General features: G+C 70.0%; 21 protein-coding genes and 1 other RNA gene. 12 read left to right on the top strand and 10 right to left on the bottom strand.

All coding sequences use genetic code 11. The features are described 5' to 3' along the window. Positions 1-169 precede the first annotated feature (169 nt). From AC6CCG_RS04150 to icmB, 4 genes are all read right to left on the bottom strand, one after another. Positions 170-715: an NUDIX domain-containing protein gene (locus tag AC6CCG_RS04150; RefSeq protein WP_496653181.1), complete on the bottom strand. Its 546-nt coding sequence runs from the start codon at positions 713-715 to the stop codon at positions 170-172. Between the two features lie 86 nt (positions 716-801). Beyond that, positions 802-1,692: a succinate--CoA ligase subunit alpha gene (sucD, locus tag AC6CCG_RS04145; RefSeq protein ID WP_496653180.1), complete on the bottom strand. Its 891-nt coding sequence runs from the start codon at positions 1,690-1,692 to the stop codon at positions 802-804. Between the two features lie 14 nt (positions 1,693-1,706). Next, positions 1,707-2,885 carry an ADP-forming succinate--CoA ligase subunit beta gene (gene sucC / locus AC6CCG_RS04140; RefSeq protein ID WP_496653179.1) on the bottom strand — a complete coding sequence of 393 codons (1,179 nt, stop codon included), beginning with the start codon at positions 2,883-2,885 and terminating at the stop codon, positions 1,707-1,709. Between the two features lie 96 nt (positions 2,886-2,981). Continuing rightward, positions 2,982-3,410 (bottom strand): coenzyme B12-dependent isobutyryl CoA mutase small subunit, encoded by a 429-nt coding sequence (gene icmB, locus AC6CCG_RS04135; protein WP_496653178.1) that lies wholly within the window; start codon positions 3,408-3,410, stop codon positions 2,982-2,984. Positions 3,411-3,872: 462 nt separating this feature from the next. Here icmB and AC6CCG_RS04130 point away from each other — a divergent pair, with 462 nt between their 5' ends. Next, on the top strand, positions 3,873-4,805 hold the full coding sequence (locus AC6CCG_RS04130) for a M23 family metallopeptidase (protein ID WP_496653176.1): 933 nt from the start codon (positions 3,873-3,875) through the stop codon (positions 4,803-4,805). An 82-nt stretch (positions 4,806-4,887) separates the two neighbouring features. Here AC6CCG_RS04130 and AC6CCG_RS04125 read toward each other — a convergent pair whose 3' ends face one another. Then, positions 4,888-5,325, bottom strand: a complete 438-nt coding sequence (locus AC6CCG_RS04125; protein ID WP_496653175.1) for a MarR family winged helix-turn-helix transcriptional regulator — start codon at positions 5,323-5,325, stop codon at positions 4,888-4,890. A gap of 106 nt (positions 5,326-5,431) precedes the next feature. Here AC6CCG_RS04125 and AC6CCG_RS04120 point away from each other — a divergent pair, with 106 nt between their 5' ends. From AC6CCG_RS04120 to AC6CCG_RS04075, 10 genes are all read left to right on the top strand, one after another. Then, positions 5,432-6,853: an MFS transporter gene (locus tag AC6CCG_RS04120; protein WP_496653174.1), complete on the top strand. Its 1,422-nt coding sequence runs from the start codon at positions 5,432-5,434 to the stop codon at positions 6,851-6,853. Between the two features lie 11 nt (positions 6,854-6,864). Then, entirely contained in the window at positions 6,865-7,161 is a 297-nt protein-coding gene (locus AC6CCG_RS04115; RefSeq protein WP_377489904.1) for a thiamine-binding protein, read from the top strand. 6 nt (positions 7,162-7,167) lie between these two features. Next, a complete protein-coding gene (locus AC6CCG_RS04110; RefSeq protein ID WP_496653173.1) occupies positions 7,168-8,064 on the top strand; it encodes a DUF2510 domain-containing protein in 897 nt (298 codons plus the stop codon). A gap of 147 nt (positions 8,065-8,211) precedes the next feature. Next, positions 8,212-9,282, top strand: coding sequence for a sulfate ABC transporter substrate-binding protein (locus AC6CCG_RS04105; protein WP_496653172.1), 1,071 nt, complete (start codon positions 8,212-8,214; stop codon positions 9,280-9,282). Continuing rightward, positions 9,279-10,094: a sulfate ABC transporter permease subunit CysT gene (cysT, locus tag AC6CCG_RS04100; RefSeq protein ID WP_496653171.1), complete on the top strand. Its 816-nt coding sequence runs from the start codon at positions 9,279-9,281 to the stop codon at positions 10,092-10,094. Before AC6CCG_RS04105 ends, cysT begins: the two co-directional genes overlap by 4 nt. Beyond that, entirely contained in the window at positions 10,087-10,977 is an 891-nt protein-coding gene (locus AC6CCG_RS04095; protein ID WP_496653170.1) for a sulfate ABC transporter permease, read from the top strand. Before cysT ends, AC6CCG_RS04095 begins: the two co-directional genes overlap by 8 nt. 12 nt (positions 10,978-10,989) lie before the next feature. Further along, entirely contained in the window at positions 10,990-12,003 is a 1,014-nt protein-coding gene (locus tag AC6CCG_RS04090; RefSeq protein WP_496653169.1) for a sulfate/molybdate ABC transporter ATP-binding protein, read from the top strand. A gap of 77 nt (positions 12,004-12,080) precedes the next feature. Then, complete coding sequence (locus AC6CCG_RS04085) at positions 12,081-13,079, top strand: DUF2510 domain-containing protein (protein WP_496653168.1); 999 nt, start codon at positions 12,081-12,083, stop codon at positions 13,077-13,079. Positions 13,080-13,273: 194 nt separating this feature from the next. After that, positions 13,274-15,949, top strand: a complete 2,676-nt coding sequence (locus AC6CCG_RS04080) for a PEP/pyruvate-binding domain-containing protein (RefSeq protein WP_496653167.1) — start codon at positions 13,274-13,276, stop codon at positions 15,947-15,949. Beyond that, positions 15,946-16,653, top strand: coding sequence for a type 1 glutamine amidotransferase (locus tag AC6CCG_RS04075; RefSeq protein ID WP_496653166.1), 708 nt, complete (start codon positions 15,946-15,948; stop codon positions 16,651-16,653). Before AC6CCG_RS04080 ends, AC6CCG_RS04075 begins: the two co-directional genes overlap by 4 nt. Before the next feature lie 30 nt (positions 16,654-16,683). On the opposite strand, the gene AC6CCG_RS04070 is transcribed toward AC6CCG_RS04075, so the two are convergent. Beyond that, the gene (locus AC6CCG_RS04070; protein WP_496653165.1) at positions 16,684-16,881 is read right to left on the bottom strand and encodes an SPOR domain-containing protein; all 198 of its coding nucleotides are present in this window, start codon (positions 16,879-16,881) and stop codon (positions 16,684-16,686) included. A gap of 10 nt (positions 16,882-16,891) precedes the next feature. Then, a complete protein-coding gene (locus AC6CCG_RS04065) occupies positions 16,892-17,830 on the bottom strand; it encodes an ABC transporter substrate-binding protein (protein WP_496653164.1) in 939 nt (312 codons plus the stop codon). Positions 17,831-17,952: 122 nt separating this feature from the next. On the opposite strand from AC6CCG_RS04065, the gene rnpB reads away from it, so the two are divergent. Continuing rightward, positions 17,953-18,348: RNase P RNA component class A (rnpB, locus tag AC6CCG_RS04060), an RNA gene on the top strand. 25 nt (positions 18,349-18,373) lie between these two features. Here rnpB and AC6CCG_RS04055 read toward each other — a convergent pair. Genes AC6CCG_RS04055 through AC6CCG_RS04045 form a run of 3 tightly spaced genes read right to left on the bottom strand, consistent with a single transcriptional unit; the run spans position 18,374 to position 20,182 of the window. Continuing rightward, positions 18,374-19,603 (bottom strand): tyrosine-type recombinase/integrase, encoded by a 1,230-nt coding sequence (locus AC6CCG_RS04055; protein ID WP_496653163.1) that lies wholly within the window; start codon positions 19,601-19,603, stop codon positions 18,374-18,376. A gap of 11 nt (positions 19,604-19,614) precedes the next feature. Then, positions 19,615-19,848 (bottom strand): hypothetical protein, encoded by a 234-nt coding sequence (locus tag AC6CCG_RS04050; RefSeq protein WP_496653162.1) that lies wholly within the window; start codon positions 19,846-19,848, stop codon positions 19,615-19,617. Positions 19,849-19,879: 31 nt separating this feature from the next. Then, positions 19,880-20,182: a hypothetical protein gene (locus AC6CCG_RS04045; RefSeq protein WP_496653161.1), complete on the bottom strand. Its 303-nt coding sequence runs from the start codon at positions 20,180-20,182 to the stop codon at positions 19,880-19,882. Between the last annotated feature and the right edge of the window lie 81 nt (positions 20,183-20,263).

Raw genomic sequence — 20,263 nt, 5'->3', positions numbered from 1 at the left:
CCGGGTGGCCGCGTAGATCAGGTAGCGGACCGCGAGCGCCTGGCCGGAATCGAGCGCACTTCGCCGAGATCGACCTCGGCGAGCGAGAATCGGCGAAAGTGCGCTGGATTTCGGTCACTGCGGCCGACCAGCAGCGGCGGGTGGATCCGGGCGCGTTCGGACGACGGGGTCAGGAGCTGCGCACCCGATCCAGTGCGACCAGGGCGAGCAGCAGGGCGGCCAGCGATTCGTTGTCGGTGATCTCCCGGCGGCCGATCCTCGCGACCAGATCGGCGAGCCCGACCGCGATCACGTCGGAGATACCCTCGGCCTCGCGCTCGTCGCCACCGACCCTCGTCAGGTCGGTGGCCAGGAAGACCCGGCCGGGTGCGTCGGCGACACCGTTCAGGCTGTACACCGGGCCCAGGTCGCGCCAGGTCCCGGCCGCGTACCCGGTCTCCTCGCGCAACTCCCGGGCCGCGGCCACCAGCGGCTCGTCGTCGTCCATCCCGCCGCCCGGCACCTCGAGCGACTCGGCGCCCGTGGTGTAGCGGCGCTGCCTGATCATGATCACCTCGCCGCCGCCGGTGACCGGGACGACGAAGACCGCCGGGCGGTTCACCGTGACCACCCCGTACGTCCCGGGCACCCCGTCCGGCCGGACCACGTCGTCCTCGCGGACGCTGATCCAGGCGTTGCGATAGATCTCCCGGCTGGACCGTCGCTGCCAGCTCACCTGCACATTCCCTTCTCCGTCACGGATCCGGACATGACTGCGCCCCGCGCTCCACAATCAGGAGGGCGGGGCGCCGTCGAAGTCGATCAGGAGCCGGCGAGGCCGGTCATGATCTCCCGCATCAGCTGGGCGGTCTCGCTCGGCGTCTTGCCGACCTTGACCCCGGCGGCCTCGAGGGCCTCTTTCTTGGCCGCGGCGGTGCCCGACGAGCCGGAGACGATCGCGCCGGCGTGGCCCATCGTCTTGCCCTCCGGCGCGGTGAACCCGGCCACGTAACCGACGACCGGCTTGGTCACGTTCGTCTTGATGAACTCGGCCGCCCGCTCCTCGGCGTCGCCGCCGATCTCGCCGATCATCACCACGGCGTCGGTGTCCGGATCGTCCTGGAACGCTTGCAGGGCGTCGATGTGGGTGCTGCCGATCACCGGGTCGCCACCGATCCCGATCGCGGTGGAGAAGCCGAAGTCACGCAACTCGTACATCATCTGGTACGTCAGCGTGCCCGACTTCGAGACCAGCCCGATCCGGCCGGACTTGGTGATGTCGGCCGGGATGATGCCGGCATTGGAGACCCCGGGCGTGATCAACCCGGGGCAGTTCGGGCCGATCAGCCGGGTCTTGGAACCCTTGGCCAGGGTGAAGAACTCGGCCGTGTCCTTGACCGGTACGCCTTCGGTGATCACGACGACCAGCGGCACCTCGGCCTCGATCGCCTCGACGACCGCGCCCTTGGTGAACTTCGCGGGGACGAAGATCACGCTGACGTTCGCACCGGTGGCGGCGACGGCCTCGCCGACCGAGCCGTAGACCGGCACCTCGGTGCCGTCGAAGTCGACCGACTGGCCGCCCTTGCCCGGCGTGACGCCGCCGACGATCTTCGTACCGGACTTGATCATCCGGGCGGTGTGCTTGCGGCCTTCGGAGCCGGTCATGCCCTGGACGATGACCTTCGAATCCGCGTTCAACCAAACTGCCATGACTCGACGCTCCCTCAGCTCGCTGCCAGCTCGGCGGCGCGGCGGGCCGCACCGTCCATCGTGTCCACCTGTTCCAGGCCGGGCAGCTTCGCCTCGGTCAGGATCGACCGGCCCAGCTCGGCGTTGTTGCCGTCCAACCGGACCACCAGCGGCTTGGTCACCGCCTCGCCACGCGACTCGAGCAGCTGGAACGCCTGCACGATGCCGTTGGCCACCTCGTCACAGGCGGTGATCCCGCCGAAGACGTTCACGAAGACGCTCTTCACCTGCTGATCACCGAGGATGATCTCCAGCCCGGACGCCATCACCTCGGCGTTCGCACCGCCGCCGATGTCGAGGAAGTTGGCCGGCTTCGGCTTGGCGGTGAACTCCTCGCCCGCGTACGCGACGACGTCGAGGGTGCTCATCACGAGCCCGGCGCCGTTGCCGATGATGCCGACCGCGCCGTCCAGCTTCACGTAGTTGAGGTCCTTGGCCTTGGCCGCCGCCTCCAGCGGGTCCTCGGCCGACTTGTCCGCCAGCGCCGCATGGTCCGGGTGCCGGAAGGACGCGTTGTCGTCCAGCGTCACCTTGCCGTCCAGCGCGATGATCTTGCCGTCGCCGGTCTTCACCAGCGGGTTGACCTCGACCAGCGTGGTGTCCTCCGCCCCGTACACGGTGCCGAGGATCTGCAGCACCCGGGCGATCTCGGCCCGGTCCGCCTCGGCGAAGCCCGCGGCCTCGACGATCTCGTCCGCCTTGGCCTGATCGATGCCGACGTTCGGGTCGACCGGGATCCGGGCCAGCGCGTCCGGCCGCTCGACGGCGAGCTGCTCGATGTCCATGCCGCCTTCCTTCGAGCACATCGCCAGGTATTGGCGGTTCGCCCGGTCCAGCAGCAGAGAGAAGTAGTACTCCTCGGCGATGTCGGCGCCCTCGGCGATCATCACCGTCCGCACCGTGTGGCCCTTGATGTCCATCCCGAGGATCTCCTCGGCGCGGGCCGCGGCCTCGTCCGGGCTCTTGGCGATCTTGACCCCGCCCGCCTTGCCCCGGCCACCGGTCTTCACCTGCGCCTTGACCACGACCACCGGCGTGCCCAGCTGCTCCGCAGCGGCCTTGGCCTCCGCCGGTGTCGTCGCAGTGATCCCGCGCAGGACGGGAACCCCATGCGCCTCGAAGAGATCGCGCGCCTGGTACTCGTACAGATCCACGACGGCTCCATCCAGATTTCGTTGTGTCTGATTGCTTGCTTCAGTGCGATCGGAGCCTAACGTCTCAGCCGTACGGTGAGCACAATCGGGGCCCCGTCACCCGGCCCGGCCGACGTTGGCACGGACCCAGTCGACGATCTCGGCCATCGACGCCCCCGGCGTGAAGATCCCGGCGACGCCCAGCTCGGCCAGCCGCTCGCGGTCCGCATCCGGGATGATCCCGCCGCCGAACACGACGATGTCGCCGGCGTCGGCCTCCTTGAGCAGTTCGACCACCCGGGCGAACAGCGTCAGGTGGGCGCCGGACAACACGGACAGCCCGATCCCGTCGGCGTCCTCGGCGATCGCGGTCCGGACGATCTGTTCCGGGCTCTGGTGCAGCCCCGTGTAGATGACCTCCATACCGGCGTCGCGCAGGGCCCGGGCGACCACCTTGACGCCCCGGTCGTGACCGTCCAGGCCCGGTTTGGCGACCACGATGCGCAGTCGGCCGGAACCCGCCGATTCCGACGAAACGGTATTCACCCGGGCAGATTACTACCGCCACCCCCACTGAATTAACGAACATTTGTTCGAAAGGTCGCCATGCGCATTTCCGATACGACGAACCGCGCCCGCCGAAGCACCTCAGAACTCGGTTTCCCATCCTGCGAGACGGGGACTTCCCGGGTCATCACCGGCTACCACTAGGCTCGGCGCTCGCCGGAACGCGACACGCAACGGGAAAAATGGCCCGGGGTTTGTGGACCAGTTATCTTTCCGTTATCTTCTTTCAGTGGTCGCTCACCCGAGCGATACGCGGCAGGGACTATGCGGGGTCACCTACCCCAGAGTGAAGGGATGAACGTTGACGGTTGAGGAAGCGACAACCGGGGGCGTTCGCCGTACGTGGAACGACGAGGAGATCCGTAGGTGATTCCCGAACCGCTCCGGCGCAAGTCGCGCCGGGCGCTTTCTTCCATCGAGCCCCAAGAACGACGCGGTTGGTTGACCCATGGCATCGCCGCGCTGACGGTCTCGGCCCTCGGCCTCGCGGTCGCCGGCTCCGTCGCGCTGAGCACCTCCGCAGCCGAGGGTGGCGGCCAGGTCGCGATCACCCGGCCGCAGGCGGCCCAGTCACAGGCGGCCCAGCCGCAGAACCAGAGCGACCGGCGCGACTCCGCCGCCGAGGACCCGAGCCGCAGCCAAGATCGTGAACTGCAGGCCAAGGAACTCGCCGCCTACCGCGAAGAGGCGCTGGCCCGCGACGCCGAGGCCGCCCTCAAGGCAGCGCACGAGGAGAACCTCAAGCAGCGCTCCGAGGATCTGAGCGAGACGGAGAAGGAGAGCTACGAGAACGCCGCGCGGATCGCCAAGGAGCGTCGCGAGGCCGCTGCTCGCCGGGCCGCCGAAGGTAACCAGGACGACTTCTCCGACGACAGCTCGAACGACGACTCCGACGACGGTTCGTACGACGACTCCGGTGACGACACCGAGCCGCCGTCGTCCGGTGGCGGCGCCGCCTCGCCGGTGCCGGGAGCGGTGATCGGCGCCTACTTCGGCCAGACCGGGCTCTGGGCGCGGTACCACACCGGCCTCGACTTCCGGGCCGGCTCGGGTACCCCGATCAAGTCGGTCCAGTCGGGCACCGTGCTGCACGCCGGTTACGGCGGCAACGCCGGCAGCTGGGCGGGCAACTACGTCGCGGTCAAGCACCCGGACGGCAACACCACGCTGTACGCGCACATGTCGAGCAACTCGGTGAGCCCCGGCCAGCGGGTCGAGGCCGGCCAGGTGATCGGCCACGTCGGCTCCACCGGCCGTGCGTTCGGTGCGCACCTGCACTTCGAGCTCTACAAGCCGGGCGCCCGCTACGGCGACGTGTACAGCGCGTCGAACCCGCAGCCCTGGCTGAACTCGCTCGGCGTCCACACCAACTGACGCCACCTGATCAGAGCAGTACGTGAAGCCTCCGCCGGATCTTCCGGCGGAGGCTTTCTCGTGCTGAGGGCCGCGCGGCGGCTCAGGACTCGGCGAGCTTCTTGAGCTCGTCGACCAGATGCTCCAGGGCCGGCAGTGCGGCGGCGATCGCCTCCCGGTCCGGGGCGTCCAGTTGATCAAGGCAGGCCTTGACGACCTGACCCCGGCTGTCCCGGATCCGGTCCGTCATCGCCCGGCCGTCCGTGGTGATCTCGACCCACGCCGCCCGCAGGTCGTCGGGGTTCTGCCTCCGCCGGATCAGTCCGAGTTCGTCCAGCCGGCCGACGATCCGCGACACCATCGTGGGGTTCAGGCTCTCCAGCCGGGCCAGTTCGGCCAGGCTCAGTGGTCCGCGCCCGCCGATCAGGCCGAGGGCCGACGCCTGGCTCGGCGTCAGCCCCTCATGGGTGGCCGAAGCGTTGAGCTGGCGCGACAGCCGGCCGATCACCGCTCGCAGCCGAGCCACATCGTCCGTGTCCATCCCCTGGCCTTCCAGTTACTTGCTTGCCGGCACGCAATGTAATATCCCAACGAGAACAGCACAGCCCGAGAACGGCCCGATCCCCGGAAGGAGGGTCTGCGCTCGGATGTCACGCCTTCCGCCCGGCTCATCGGTCCCGATCGTCGAGGACGCGCACGATACCAAGCTGCCGGAGGCTTCCCCACGACGCTGGCTGATCTTCGCCGTGGTCTCGATGGCACTGTTCATGTCGTCGATCGACCACACCGTCGTCGCGATCGCACTGCCCTCGATCCAGGCCGATCTCGGCACCGGGCTCGAGTGGGCCGGCTGGACCGTGACGATCTATTCGCTCGGCGCGGTGCTGGTGATGCCGCTGGCCGGCAAGCTGAGTGATCAGTACGGACGCAAGCGGGTCTTCGTCGTCGCGGCGGCCCTCTTCACGGCTGCCTCGCTGCTCTGCGGCCTGGTCGACAACATCTACCTGCTCGTCCTCCTGCGCGCCATCCAGGCGATCGGCGGCGGCGCCTTCATGCCGGCGGCGACCGGCATCGTCGCCGACAACTTCGGGCCGAACCGGGACCGGGCGGTCGGCATGTTCACCAGCGTGTTCCCGATCGGCGGCATCGTCGGCCCGATCATCGGCGGCATCCTGCTGACGTACTGGGACTGGCGGGCGATCTTCATCGTCAACGTACCGGTCGGCATCCTGCTGCTGGTGCTCGCACTGCTGGTGATCCCGGAGAGCCGGCAGCCGGCGAGCCGGCGCCTGGACGTCTACGGCATCGTGCTGCTCGGCGTCCTGATCCTCGGCGTGATGCTCGGAGTCACCTCGTTGGGCAGCAAGGACGGCACCCCGCTCAGCCCGCAGTTCATCGTGCCCGAGGCGATCGCCGTCGTCGCCCTGGTGCTGTTCCTCCGGAACGCCTCCCGCGGCACCGCCCCGTTCATCCCGATGCGACTGCTCCGCGGCCGCGGGTTCGGCGTGATGAACGTGATCAACTTCCTGCAGGGCGCCGCGGCGATCGGCTTCGGCGCGCTGGTCCCGCTGTTCGCCCAGGCCCGGTTCGGGATCCCGATCCTCGAGTCGGGCACCCTGATGACCGCTCGGGCGATCGGCATGATCTGCATCGCCGGGGTGGCCGTGATGACGCTGCGGCGGACCGGCTACCGGCTGCCCATGATCGTCGGGTTCTCGGTGCTGGCGGCGGGCATGGTCGCGATCTGCTTCCCGCCGCCGGGGGTGTCCCAGGTGCTCTGGCTGGCCATCGCGGCCGGCGTCACCGGTCTCGGCATGGGCCTGTCCGTTCCGGCCGGCAACAACGCCGTGCTGCAGCTCGCGCCCGACGAGGCCGCGGGCGTGGCGGGCCTGCGCGGCATGTTCCGGCAGTCCGGTTCGATCATCGCGATCTCGATCGCGACCGCGGTGATGGCCCGCAGCGACGACCCCGGCGCCACCCTCTCGGTGGTGTTCCTGATCTTCGCCGGGATCATCGTGCTGACCCTGCCGCTGGTGTTCCGGGTTCCCGAGCACAAAGGCCAGTGGTGAAGAATGGCGGCATGCTCGTCGCCTTCAGCATCGCCCCTGCCACTGCCGACCCGGACGGCTCGGTAGCCGCCGCCGTCGCCGATGCGGTACGGATCGTCCGCGCCTCGGGCCTGCCCTCGGAGACGAACGCGATGTTCACCAACGTCGAGGGCGAGTGGGACGAGGTGATGGCCGTGATCAAGCAGGCCACCGACGCCGTCCTCGCCCACGCCGACCGGGTCAGCCTGGTGATCAAGGCCGACATCCGGCCCGGCCACACCGGCCAGCTGACCGCGAAGGTGCAACGCGTCGAAGACCTGCTGGACTGACCCGCGGTGTCGACGCCCGGCTGGTACCCGGATCCCTCCGGTGCGCCTGGCCGCTTCCGTTACTGGGACGGCCACGCCTGGTCCGCGCAGACCACCGACCGCCCGAGCGGTCAGCCGCCGGCCGGGCCGAACCGGCGCCGCACGGCTCCCTTGATCATCGGCGCCGTCGCGCTGGTCCTGGTGATCGGCCTGATCGTCGCCTTCGTCCTGGGACAGCTGGGTGACCGGCCGGTCCGGATCACCGACGCTCCCGTACCCACGGAGACGGTGACCGGCTGGGACGACAGCAGCCCGACCGCGGCTCCCTCCCCCAGTCCGTCACCATCGCCGACCCCCAGCCCGTCCGGTTCGTCGACCGTACGTCCGTTGACCGAGTGCCCCTTCGGCGACCCGCGAGCCCGCCGGCAGCATCCGACCGACGACCGGGTCCACGGCGGCGGATTGTCCTTCCCCCGACTCTCCGACTGGGAGGACGATCTGCACGGCAGCGGGATCAGCTGGGCCCACGACGTCGGGTCGCAGAGCCAGAACCAGGAGCCCGGCTGGTTCTCGCTGGTCGCGGTGGGCGAGCTCCGTCGTTCCGACGGGTTCGTCGAGCCCCGGCAGGCGGCCGAGAGCATCGTCCAGTGCGTCGCGAGTTCCAGCTTCTACGCCCACTTCACCGGCGCGGACGAGCAGAAGTCCGCGGCCGTGAAGATCGACGGCCGCCAGGCCTGGTGGATCCGCACCGACATCCGGATCAAGGACCCGAACGTGGAGGCCGGCGGCGACACCGTCGACGTGATCGTCGTCGACACCGGGGACCCGGACGGCCTCGGCATGTATCTCGGCGCCGGGACCATCGGGGACCGGCGCCTGCTCTCGATTCTGGACGCCACCAAGGCGGGCCTGCGGGTCGACTAGGGCCCCCGATCACTGAGCTGGCCAACGTTCCCTGAGCTTGTCGAAGGGCAGGCTCGGCACTTCGACAGGCTCAGTGCGCACTGAGCAGCCGTCTCGGCGACCGGACAGTCGTCCCGACCGGTCCCGAGTATGCCTATATTCCCCGCTATGTCGACAGACAATACCGACCGAGTCGGAATCATTCGGGGGCGGCGCGTACGACGCGGTGCCGTGGTCCTGCTCGCCGGCGTCGTCGCCGGCCTGCTCGCGCTGACCGGCTGCGTCGGTGGCGCGGTCGGTTCCGGCACGGGCGGGACGACGCTGCACCTGGTCGGGTTCGCCGTACCGGCCGAGGCGAACAAGGCGGCCCAGGAGGCCTGGGCGAAGACGCCCGAGGGCGCGGGCATCACTTGGGAACAGTCCTACGGCGCGTCCGGCGACCAGAGCCGCGCGGTCGTCAACGGGCTGAAGGCCGACTACGTGAACTTCTCGCTCGAGGGCGACGTGACCCGGCTGGTCGACGCCGGGCTGGTCGACCCGACCTGGAAGGACGGGCCGACGAAGGGCATCGTGTCCGACTCGGTGGTCGTGATCGTGGTCGCCCAGGGCAATCCGAAGAAGATCACCGGCTGGGACGACCTGATCAAGCCCGGGGTACGGATCGTGACGCCGAACCCGGCCTCGTCCGGCTCCGCGCGCTGGAACATCCTGGCCGCCTACCAGCAGGTGATCTCGGCCGGCGGCACCGAGGCCGAGGCGGAGGAGTACCTGCGCAAGTTCTTCGGCAACGTGGTGGCCCTGCCGGGCAGCGGCCGCGACGCCACGACCGCCTTCCTGCAGGGCACGGCCGACGTCCTGATCTCGTACGAGAACGAGGCGATCCTGGCCCGGCAGTCCGGCGAGACCTTCGACTACCTGGTGCCGGACGACACGCTCAAGATCGAGAACCCGGGAGCCGTGCTCAAGGACGCCGACCCGAAGGCGAAGGCGTACCTGGACTTCGTGCTCAGCCCGAACGGCCAGCAGGCCTTTGCCGGCAAGGGTTTCCGGCCGGTCGTCGAGGGGGTGACGGTCGGTGAGGTGGCCGGCGCGAACGACCCGGCGAACCCGTTCCCGCTGCCGAAGCGGCTGTTCACGATCAACGACGACCTGGGTGGCTGGAAGAGCGTGAACGAGAAGTTCTTCGCCGACAAGACGGGCCTGGTGCCGCGCATCCAGGCCGAGACCGACAAGCAATGAGCACCACGGTCGCGACGCAGCGGGTCAGCACGCTGACCCGCGGTTCCGGCCTCGGCCTCGGGGTCGCCCTGCTCTGGTTCAGCCTGCTGGTGCTGATCCCGCTGCTGGCCATCCTGGTCCAGGCCTCGAGCGGCGGCTGGGCCGGCTACTGGGCGGCGCTGGGCAGTCCGCAGACGTTCTCCGCGCTGGCCCTCACCGTCGGCGAGGCGGCCGCGGTGACCGCGGTCAACGTCGTGATCGGCACCATGATCGCCTGGGTGCTGGTCCGGGACCGGTTCTGGGGCAAGCGGATCCTCGAGGTCGTGATCGACATCCCGTTCGCGCTGCCGACGATCGTGGCCGGGCTGGTGCTGCTCACCCTGTACGGGCCGGGCAGCCCGCTCGGCGTGAACTGGGCGAACACCCGGATCGCGGTGTTCCTCGCGCTGCTCTTCGTCACGGTGCCGTTCGTGGTCCGGACCGTGCAGCCCGTGCTGCTGGAGTTGGAGCCGGAGGTCGAGGAGGCCGCGGCGTCGCTCGGGGCCGGCCGGTTCACCACCTTCCGGCTGATCGTGCTGCCGGCGCTGGCTCCGGCGATCGCCTCCGGTGCGGCACTGTCGTTCGCCCGCGGGATCAGCGAGTACGGGTCGCTGGTGCTGCTGTCCGGCAACCTCCCGTACGACACCGAGGTCGCCTCGGTCCGGATCCTCTCCTACGTCGAAGGTGATCAGCTCACCAGCGCCGCCGCCGTGGCGTCGCTGCTGCTGGTGATCGCGCTCGCCGTGATCATCGCGCTCGACGTGATCTCCCGCCGGGTGGCCCGCCGTGACTGACACCCTGACCCGCGAGAAGGTCCCGGCCGCGCCGACGGAGCGCCCGCCGCGAAGGAGTTCCGGCGGGCCGGTCCGCTGGGCGCTGCGCCTGATCGTGATCGGCTACCTGTTCCTGTTGATCATCTGGCCGACCGCCCTGGTGGCGCAGGCGACGTTCGCCCGCGGTGTCGGCCCGGTGCTGGACGCGTTGTCCCAGCCCGAGGTGATCTTCGCCTTCCAGCTCAGCGTCTCGGTCTCGTTCTGGGCGGTCTTGATCAACACCGTGTTCGGGGTCGGCATCTCGTTGCTGCTGGTCCGGACCCGGTTCCCCGGCCGGCGCCTGCTGTCCGCCCTGATCGACCTGCCGCTGTCGGTGTCGCCGGTCGTGGTCGGGCTCGCCCTGCTGCTGGCGTACGGCGGCCGGACCGGCTGGTTCGGGCCGTTGCTGGAGAACGTCGGGATCCAGGTGATCTACGCGCCGCTCGGCATCATCCTGGCCACCACGTTCATCAGCCTGCCCTTGGTGGTCCGCGAGATCGTCCCGGTGCTGACCGAGCTCGGCACCGACTCCGAGCAGGCCGCCCGCAGCCTGGGCGCCTCGCCGCTGCAGACGTTCGCCCGGATCACGCTGCCGGCCATCCGCTGGGCCCTGCTGTACGGGATCGTGCTCAGCCTGGCCCGGTCGCTGGGCGAGTTCGGTGCGGTCAAGATCGTTTCCGGCGGGGTCGCACTGCGCACCCAGACCGCGACACTGCTGGTCGAGGAGCGCTACCAGCAGTTCGGCGTGGCGAACACCACGACCGCCTACACGGCCGCCTTCGTGCTGGCCCTCACCGCGGTGGTCGCGTTGATCATCGTCGCACTGCTCCGCCCGAACCACGGCGCCAAGCCCGGATCACGTTAAGGGGAAACGATCATGAGCATCCGAGCCAGCCGGATCAGCCGGCGCTTCGGCGATTTCGTGGCGCTGAACGACGTCTCGGTCGACATCCCGAGCGGCGGCCTGACCGCCCTGCTCGGCCCGAGCGGCGGCGGCAAGTCCACCCTGCTCCGGATCATCGCCGGCCTGGAGGAGGCGGACTCCGGCACGGTGGAGATCGACGGCCAGGACGCCACCCGGCTGCCGGCGCAGCGCCGCAACGTCGGCTTCGTCTTCCAGCACTACGCGGCGTTCCGGCACCTGACGGTCGCCGGCAACGTCGGCTTCGGGCTCAAGATCAGGCGCCGGCCGAAGGCGGAGATCGCGGCCCGGGTCGACGAGCTGCTGCGGCTGGTGCACCTGTCCCAGTTCGCCGACCGGCTTCCCGCCCAGTTGTCCGGCGGTCAGCGGCAGCGGATGGCGCTGGCCCGCGCGCTGGCGATCGAGCCGGCCGTGCTGCTGCTGGACGAGCCGTTCGGCGCCCTGGACGCCAAGGTCCGCAAGGAACTCCGGGACTGGCTGCGCCGGCTGCACGACGAGGTGCATGTGACGACGGTCTTCGTCACCCATGATCAGGAGGAGGCGCTGGAGATCGCCGACCAGATCGTGGTGATCAACAACGGCACCGTCGAGCAGGTCGGCACCCCGGACGAGCTGTACGACCGGCCGGCCAACCCGTTCGTGATGAGCTTCCTCGGGCCGGTCACCACGCTGGCCGGCCGGCTGGTCCGGCCGCACGACCTGGAGATCTCGACCGCGCCGCTGGACGGCGGCGTGCCGGGGCGGGTCGGCCGCTACACCAGGGTCGGTTTCGAGGTACGGCTCGAGGTCGACCTGGCCGGCCCGGGCGATCCGGTCACGGTGTTCCTGACCCGGGCCGAGGCGTCCGCGCACCGGGTCGAGAGCGGGGCGGCGGTCTGGCTGCGCCACGTGGCCGGAGCACCGAGCCTGCCGGCGGACGGCGCTGCGGTACCGGAGCCGGAGCTCGATCTTGCCGTGACCGCGTCCTGAGCCTGGCCGGTGCCGCGGTGTCCAGTTGATCATGGTGACGCTCGCGGCCCGGCAGGTGAGTTCGGTAGCCTGGATCGATGTCGACTGCGGGCTGGTACCCGGATCCGGACGGTACGTCCGGCCGTTACCGCTACTGGGACGGCCAGGCCTGGTCCGCGACGACCACCACCGACCCGCGCACCGCTCCGCCGGCCGAAGGCGTTCCGCGCCGGGCGTCCGGAACGGCCGCGGTCGGCAGCACCGCTGAGCCGACCCGGGCGATCGACCCCCGCTATCAGCCGGCCCGCGCGGCCGCGGCTCCGAACCGGCGCGGCCGCCGCGTCCTGGTGATCGGCGGTGCACTGCTGCTGTTGATCATCGTCGCCGCGGGCGGGTTCCTGATCTGGCGCGGCCCCGACCTCGGCCTGACCGGCCCGCAGCCACCGGCCGCCTCGGCCTGGGACGACAGCAGCCCGACGGCCGGGCCGTCGCCGCGACCCACTCCGGTGCCGACCACGCTGGCCTCCCGGCGGCCGTCGAGCCCGAGCCCGTCCGAGAACCGGCTGCGCTGCCCGGAAGGGAATCCGACCCGTGGGCCGGCCAAGCCGGCCGACCGGCGGGTGCACGGCGGCCGGCTCTCGTACGCGATGGTCGCGGGCTATGCCGCTCCGCAGCCGAGGCCGCGGCTCTCCTGGTTCTACGACACCGCGTCCCAGTTCCAGGTCACCGAGCCGGGCTGGGCCTCGTCGTTCACGCTGGGCGAGGTGCAGCGGGCCGGGCTGTTCGGCAACCAGCAGCAGGCGGCCGAGCACACCCTGCAGTGCATGATCACCGGCGACGGCTTCGAGCACTTCTCCGGCCGGAAGGATCTGCAGAACAAGGCGATCACGGTGGATGGGCGGCCGGCCTGGATGATCATGGCCGAGGTCCGGGTCGACCGGACCGACATCTCGGTCGACGGCGACCGGGTCGCCGTGATCTTCGTCGACGACGGCCGCCGGGACCGGCTGTCCGGTTTCGTCGGGCTGGTCCCGATCGGTGACAGCCAACGGATCGCGCTGATGGACACGGTGATCAAGGGCCTTCGGGTCGATTGATCGCCAGTGGTGTGTAGTGCCCCTAGCGTGGTGTCTGGCGGCGCCCGGGTGCGTGCAGCGCCAGGCCGACGAGGGAGGGCTGCCGGGTCGCAACGCGACCGAGGAGAACGCAGCGATGTGCGTGCCCGGGCGTCGCCAGACACTGCGCTAGGGGCACTACACACCACTCCCAGGCCGGGAGTAACGTGCCATCCGTGAATCTGGTGCGGCAGTTCGCGGACATCGGCAGGTCCGACCTGGAAACGGCCGGCGGCAAGGGCGCCAACCTCGGCGAGCTGACCGGCGCCGAATTCCCTGTGCCACCGGGCTTCGTGGTGATCACCGAGGCCTACCGGACGTTCGTCCGGGACACCGGCATCGGCCCGGCGATCATCGAGGCGGCCGGCACCGACACCGACGACCCGGTTCGATTGCAGACCGCCTCCGAGACGATCGCCGCCCTGTTCGCCCGGTCGCCGGTGCCCGACCCGATGGCGACCGAGATCCTCGCCGCGTACCACGGACTGGGTGGCGACGTCCGGGTCGCCGTCCGGTCCTCCGCGACCGCCGAGGATCTGGCCGACGCCAGCTTCGCGGGTCAGCAGGACACGTACCTCAACATCCGTGGTGACGCCGAACTGCTCGACGCGGTCCGCCGCTGCTGGGCGTCGCTGTGGACCGCGCGGGCGATCGGCTACCGGGCCCGGCAGGGCATCGCACCGGACCAGGTCAGCCTCGCCGTCGTGGTGCAGCAGATGATCGAGTCCGACGCGTCCGGGGTGATGTTCACGGCCAACCCGACCAACGGCCGCCGGGACCAGACGGTGATCGCGGCCGCCTGGGGCCTCGGCGAGGCGATCGTCAGCGGCGCGGTCAACACCGATGACCTGGTGGTCGACGGCACCGGCCGGGTGATCGAGCGGCACACGGCGGACAAGGCGGTGCAGACCCGCTACGTCGACCACGGGACCGCCGAGCTTCCCGTGCCCGAGGCACGCCGTCGGTTGGCCGTCCTCGACGACGCGGCGGCCGCCGAACTGGCCGGCCTCGGCCGCCGGGTCAGTGATCACTACGGCGCCCCGCAGGACATCGAGTGGGCCCGCAGGGACGGCGAGTTCTTCATCGTGCAGGCGCGGCCGATCACCGCCCTGCCGGAGGAGACCGGCGACGTGCCGACCCGCTGGGACGTGCCGCGGGCCAACAGCTGGTACTTCCGGGCCAGCATCGTCGAGCAGTTGCCGGATCCGCTGACGCCGCTGTTCGGGGATCTGATCAACGGCGCCGTCTCGCGTTCGCTGACCGGGATCTTCGCCGAGCTGCTCGGCAAGGACGCGCTGCCGCCGGGCGCGATGACCTTCCCCATGATCAACGGCTACGCCTACTACGCGTACGAGATCTCGGCGTTCGGCCGGGTGATGACCGCCCTGCCGTCGGCGATGAAGGCGATCACCGGCCGGGCCGGCTTCGTCGAGCGCTGGCGCGACGACGCCCACCCGGCCTACCAGCGGCTGGTGGCCGACTGGAACGCGCGCGACCTGACCCGGCTGTCGTCGGCCGACCTCTACGACGGCGTCGCGGAGCTGCTCGAGGCCGGCGCCACCTACTACACGGTCGTGCAGACGATCATCCCGCCGGCGGCCAGCAGCGAGACCGCGCTGACCTCGTTCTACGACCGGGCGGTCCGGCGCGCCGGCGACCCGCCCGCCTCGACCCTGCTGCTCGGCTACGACTCGCTGCCGATCCTGGCCGAGAAGTCGCTGTACGATCTCGCCGCCTGGGCCGCCGAGCGGCCGGAGCTCAAGGAGTGGCTGCTCAACGATCAAGCCACCCACGAGCCCGCCGACGCCGACGAGTTCCGGACCCGATTCCATGATCATCTGGCCCGGTTCGGCCACACCACGTACAACCTCGACTTCTCGCAACCGGTGCCGGCCGACGACCCGGACCCGGTGCTGGACACGCTGCGGTTCTTCCTCACCGGTCAGGGCACCGACCCGCACCGGCGGCAGGCCGAGGCGGCCGCCCGGCGGGACCGCCTGGTCCGCGAGATCTCGGACCGGCTCGACCCGGTCCGCCGTTCGGTGTTCACCCGACTGGTGGGTCAGGCGCAACGGTTCGCCCCGATCCGCGAGGACGCGCTGGCCGATGTCGGGCTGGCCTGGCCGCGGCTGCGCCAGCTGCTCGGCGAGCTGGGCCGGCGGCTGGTCCGCGACGGAGTGATCGACGAGGCGGACCAGGTCTACTGGCTGCGCGATGCCGAGCTGAAGGACTGGCTGTCCGGCGGCGTGCTCGGCTCGCGTACCGACGAGATCGCGAAGCGGAAGGCGGTCTGGCGCGGGCAGCGGCTGGCCACACCGCCGCAGATGCTGCCCGACAACGGCTGGGCCAAGCTGTTCGCCCGCTGGATGCCGGCGGTGTCCGGCAACGAGACCGGCCCGGTGCTGCGCGGCATCGGAGCCAGCGCCGGCTCGGTGACGGCCACGGCCCGGGTGCTCGGCGGGCCGGCCGACTTCGGCCGGCTGGAACCGGGTGACGTGCTCGTCGCCAGCATCACGACGCCGGCCTGGACGTCCTTGTTCGCCAAGGCCTCGGCGGTGGTGACCGACATCGGCGGGCCGCTCAGCCACAGTTCCATCGTCGCCCGCGAGTACGGCATCCCGGCGGTCCTCGGCACCGGCTCGGCGACCCGCCGGATCCGCAGCGGCGAACGGATCACCGTCGACGGCGACGCCGGGCAGGTGACCCTGATCGAGCAGGCCGACTCGGCCACCCCGGCTGTCGCCGAACGGCGCCGCTCCCTGGTGCCGGTGATCGCCGGCGTGGCCGCCGCGGTCGGCGTCGGTGCCCTGGTGTTCCGCCGGCTGCGCCGCCGCAAGGCCTCCCGTCGGTGACCGACCGTTCAGTGCTGGTGGTCCAGCACGTTCCCTGGGAGCGCCCGGCCCGGCTCGGCGAGGTGCTGTCCGACCACGGTCTCGGCTGGACCACGACGTGCTTGACCGGGGTGAGGGCCCGTTCCGAGGCTCCGGCGGTCGACCGGCTGGCCGGGCTGGTGCTGCTCGGCGGGCCGATGGGTGCGCTGGACGTCGAGACGCATCCCGGGCTGGCGGTCGAGGCCCAGTTGGTCCGTGAGTGCGCGGAGGCCGGCGTGCCGCTGTTCGGGGTCTGCCTCGGTCATCAGCTGATCGCGACCGCGCTCGGCGCGGCGCTCCATCCCGGCGCCGACCGGGAGGCCGGAATCGGCACCGTCGAGGTGATCGCGGACGGGCCGCTCGGCGTGCCGGGCACGGTCCAGCCCGTGGTGCACTGGCACGGCGACATCGTCGACCCGCCGCCGGGCGCGACCGTGCTGGCCCGCTCCCCCGGCACACCGAACCAGGCGTACCGGATCGGCGACGCGGTCTTCGCGACCCAGTTCCACCTGGAGGCCGACCGGGCCCTGCTGGCGGACTGGCTCGAGGTGCCCGAGATGGCCGCCGATCTCGGGCCGGACGGCCGGCAGCGGCTGCTGGCCGACTACGACGCCGTCGCCGCGCCGATCGACGCGGCGGGAGTGCGGATGTTCACCGCGTTCGCCGAGGCGATCACCGCCCGCTGACCCAGCCGTTCCCTGAGCCTGTCGAAGGGTTCAGTTCTCCTCGTCGTCGTTCCACTTGGGGTCGTGTTCCCATTCCTCGTTGCGTTCGGCCACCCGCTCCATCGCCTGCTCGGCCTCCTCGCGGCTGGCGTACGGGCCCAGTCGGTCGACGGCCTTGCCCAGCTTGCGGCCGCGGACCACCTGCTTCGTCGTGAGGTCGTACCACCACTGCTCTTCCGGGTCGGTCATGACCACGAAATTACCGCAGCTCGGCGGCCGCCGGGCGGAGCTGATGCTCCAGCGCCCACGGCACCGAGTAGATGCTCGGGCTGGCCAGGGCGGAGGCGGTGGTGTCGTCGACGATCACGTACGAGCCGCGGCGGACGGCCGCCAGGTCCGACCAGCCGACCGCACCCTTCAGCACCTCCTCGCCGCCGGTCAGCGGCCACATGATCACCAGGTCGGCGTCCAGCACCTCGACCTTCTCCAGCGACACCAGCACCCGGGCCGATCCCTTGCCCTCCTTCTTGGACTTGGGATCGAGGGTCAGGCCCAACTCGGCGAGGACCCGTGCGGCCGGGTCGGTGTCGGCCGCGACGAGCCCGAACTGATCACCGGTGAACTGCCCGTAGCTGAACGTCTTGCCTTGCACGGAAGGGAAGTCGGACTTGAACGTGTCGATCTTGGCCGTGACGTCGGCGATCAGCGCATCGGCCTCGGCCTGCTTGCCGAAGATCTTTCCGGCAGTCGCGGTCACGTCCTGCCAGCTGTCCAGCACCGCGGTGGAGTCCATCACCGGGATCGTCGGGGCGATCGCGGACAGCCGGTCGTAGGTCTCCTTGGTCTGGTACCCGGCCAAGATCAACTCAGGCTGCAGCGCGGCCAGCTTCTCGTAGTCGATGTCGGTGTTGTCCGCGCCGACGACCTTCTCCGACTCGTGCTGCGGCGTCCACGGGAAGGCGCCGTTGTCGCCGGAGTAGTTGCGGGTGATGAACTCGGCCGTGATCGGTACGTCGAGCGCCACCAGGGCGTCGGTCCACGGAGCGCTGAACGTGACCACCCGCTGCGGGCTCGCCGGGAAGGTCGACGTACCGAACGTGTGCTCGATCGAGATCTCCGGCCGTTCCTCCGCCGGCGCCGCCCCCGCACCCTGCCCGCAGGCGGAGGCCAGCAACGCGACCACCGCCACCACGATCATGATCGGAATCCCTCGCCGGCGCGTGCCGGTCAGCCCTGCGGCCACAACCTTCCCCTCTCCCTAGGTAAGGAAAGGCTAACCTAGAGGTCACGGAGTGTCGCGCGGGCTACCATGTCCGTGGACGAGCCGGTCAGACGATCGCGGTGCCGCCCGGCGGCACCGAGGAAAGTCCGGACTCCACAGAGCAGGGTGGTGGGCAACACCCACCCGGGGCGACCCGCGGGACAGTGCCACAGAGAACAGACCGCCGCTGCTCCGGTCCGCCGGAGCGGAGGTAAGGGTGAAACGGTGGTGTAAGAGACCACCAGCACCCCAGGTGACTGGGGTGGCTCGGTAAACCCCACCCGGAGCAAGATCAAGAGGATGCGCCGAGCGCGCATCTGCGGAGACGCCCGAGGGCTGCTCGCCCGAGTCTCCGGGTAGATCGCACCAGGCCGCTGGCAACAGCGGTCGCAGATGGATGATCGTCGCTCACCGTACGGTGAGAACAGAATCCGGCTTATCGACCGGCTCGTCCCCCACTCGCCGCCTGGCCAGGCTGAATCAGGCCTTGACTAGGGATCGCACGTTCCCTTGCGACTCCACTTCGCTCCATTCCGCGCCCGTTCGCGACGGAGAAATACGGTGCAGGCCCCGCGTGAATTCCGGATCGGCCGAGGCTGTGACGGAGATATACGGAGCAAGTTCGGCGTCCAGAATCGCCACCAGATCGGCCTCGTCCGACGGCCACAGGTGGGCGTAGGTCCGCAGCGTCTCGGCTGCGTCGGCGTGGCCCATCCGCTCGGCGACGGCCTTCGGTGAGCGACCGGCATGGATCAGCACCGAGGCGTGGTAGTGCCGGAGCTCGTGCCACCCGGTGCGCGGTCGCAGCCCCATACCCTCCGTGGCTGCCCGCCAGATCTGACCCAGCTGAGTTCGGCGCAGTGCCCCACTCTGGCGGGTAGTGAAGATCAGCCCGTCCCGGCCGGGCGGGAACTGTTCCATGTGCTCGGCCAGCGCGGCCTGGCCGAGGTAGCCGTTCGCGATCCGGCGGTCCGAGGCCTCCGACTTCGGCGGCCCGAACACCGGAGCACCGCCGGGCAGCACGTCGACCAACTGCCGGTCGATGACCAGGTCGCCCAGGACGACCTGCTCCGTCGTCAGGCCGGCCAGTTCGCCCGGCCGCAGCCCGTTCTGCGCCGCGACGATCACCATCGCCCGATACCGCGGCGCGACGGCCGCGGCGATCGTCCCGACCTGCTCCGAGGACAGCGGGATGATCTTGCGGCGGGACCGCGGTGGCAGGTTCAGCCGGACGCACGGCGAGATCGGGATCAGCTTGTCCTCGGCCGCCGTGCCGAACATGTTGCGGAGGAAGCTGACGACCAGCCGCACCGTGTTCGGCGCGAGGTCCTCCGACCAACGCGTGACCTGCGTCTGCACCTCGAGCCTGGTCACGTCGACCATCCGGCGGTCGCCGAACGCCGGCACGATCTGGCTGTGGATCCGGTTCGCCGCGGTCGTGCGGGAATTGTCGGCGTAGTGCAGCTGGTTCGCCAGCCAGACCTCGGCGAACTCGGCGACCGTCATGCCGGTCCAGGTCGGCCCGGTCAGGCCTAGCTCGAGCTTGGCGACCTTGTCCTCGGCGGCGTCCTTGGTGCTGTAGGTCTGCGACTGCTCGACACCATTCTCGACCCACCGGACCTGCCACCGCTTGCCCGTGCCCCAACGGTCGGTCTTGACCTTCCGACCGTTGGGGCCCTTCTTCATCCAGACATCACGGATGTGAGCCACGGGCGAGGCTCCTACGACCGGGTCATGTTGATCACGCCCTGCACGATCAGCAGGATGAGCAGCAACGCCAGGATGCCGCCGGTGACCCAGCCGATCACGCGCCAGGCGAGAGGCCTGCCCGATTGGGTGGACTCCTTGATCAGCGCCGCTCGCTTCAGTTCGTACTCGTTGCGGCCGATCTTGCCGGCCGCGTGCATCGCGTCAAGTTGGTCGAGCGCTTTGGCGTATTCGCCTTGATCCCTCATCGCGTTCCCTAGATCGAGTTGACTTTGTTGATCATGACTCAACCTCCCATCGGTCGAGCCTGATATCGCACAGGTGGTCCGCCTGGATCTCCTGTACCGCTGTGAATTGGCCGTTGACGGGCCGGTGTCCGAGGTCGATGTGCGCGGCGCCGTGGGCGACCCCCTCCTCGTAGTCGTCGCCCCAGGCGTCTACGTCGAGCAGCACGACCTGCTGACTGGTGATGATCTTCTCGGTGCCCCTATCGAGATTTTCGAGCGCGAAGATCCATCCGGACAGCCGCTGGGCAGAGCAGCTGACAGGTGTGAGTGGATCTCCGCGCCTGTTACCAGACACGTCCTGACTATGACCTTCCCCGACAGTGCCGAGCCGAACGCATCTCCGCTGATGCGTTCGGACTCGTGCTGAAGCTTGCGA

This window comes from Microlunatus sp. YIM B11417, from assembly GCF_059617205.1.
The sequence above is the reverse complement of the archived record's forward strand: the minus strand, read 5'-3'. Positions and strand labels throughout refer to the sequence as shown.

What these genes read in the sequence shown, in the direction of transcription:
- AC6CCG_RS04070 (WP_496653165.1), bottom strand. Translation starts at nt 16,881, where the DNA reads ATGACCGACCCGGAAGAGCAGTGGTGGTACGACCTCACGACGAAGCAG.
- AC6CCG_RS04085 (WP_496653168.1), top strand. Translation starts at nt 12,081, where the DNA reads ATGTCGACTGCGGGCTGGTACCCGGATCCGGACGGTACGTCCGGCCGT.
- AC6CCG_RS04050 (WP_496653162.1), bottom strand. Translation starts at nt 19,848, where the DNA reads ATGAGGGATCAAGGCGAATACGCCAAAGCGCTCGACCAACTTGACGCG.
- AC6CCG_RS04120 (WP_496653174.1), top strand. Translation starts at nt 5,432, where the DNA reads ATGTCACGCCTTCCGCCCGGCTCATCGGTCCCGATCGTCGAGGACGCG.
- sucD (WP_496653180.1), bottom strand. Translation starts at nt 1,692, where the DNA reads ATGGCAGTTTGGTTGAACGCGGATTCGAAGGTCATCGTCCAGGGCATG.
- AC6CCG_RS04115 (WP_377489904.1), top strand. Translation starts at nt 6,865, where the DNA reads ATGCTCGTCGCCTTCAGCATCGCCCCTGCCACTGCCGACCCGGACGGC.
- AC6CCG_RS04065 (WP_496653164.1), bottom strand. Translation starts at nt 17,830, where the DNA reads ATGATCGTGGTGGCGGTGGTCGCGTTGCTGGCCTCCGCCTGCGGGCAG.
- cysT (WP_496653171.1), top strand. Translation starts at nt 9,279, where the DNA reads ATGAGCACCACGGTCGCGACGCAGCGGGTCAGCACGCTGACCCGCGGT.
- AC6CCG_RS04125 (WP_496653175.1), bottom strand. Translation starts at nt 5,325, where the DNA reads ATGGACACGGACGATGTGGCTCGGCTGCGAGCGGTGATCGGCCGGCTG.
- AC6CCG_RS04090 (WP_496653169.1), top strand. Translation starts at nt 10,990, where the DNA reads ATGAGCATCCGAGCCAGCCGGATCAGCCGGCGCTTCGGCGATTTCGTG.
- AC6CCG_RS04105 (WP_496653172.1), top strand. Translation starts at nt 8,212, where the DNA reads ATGTCGACAGACAATACCGACCGAGTCGGAATCATTCGGGGGCGGCGC.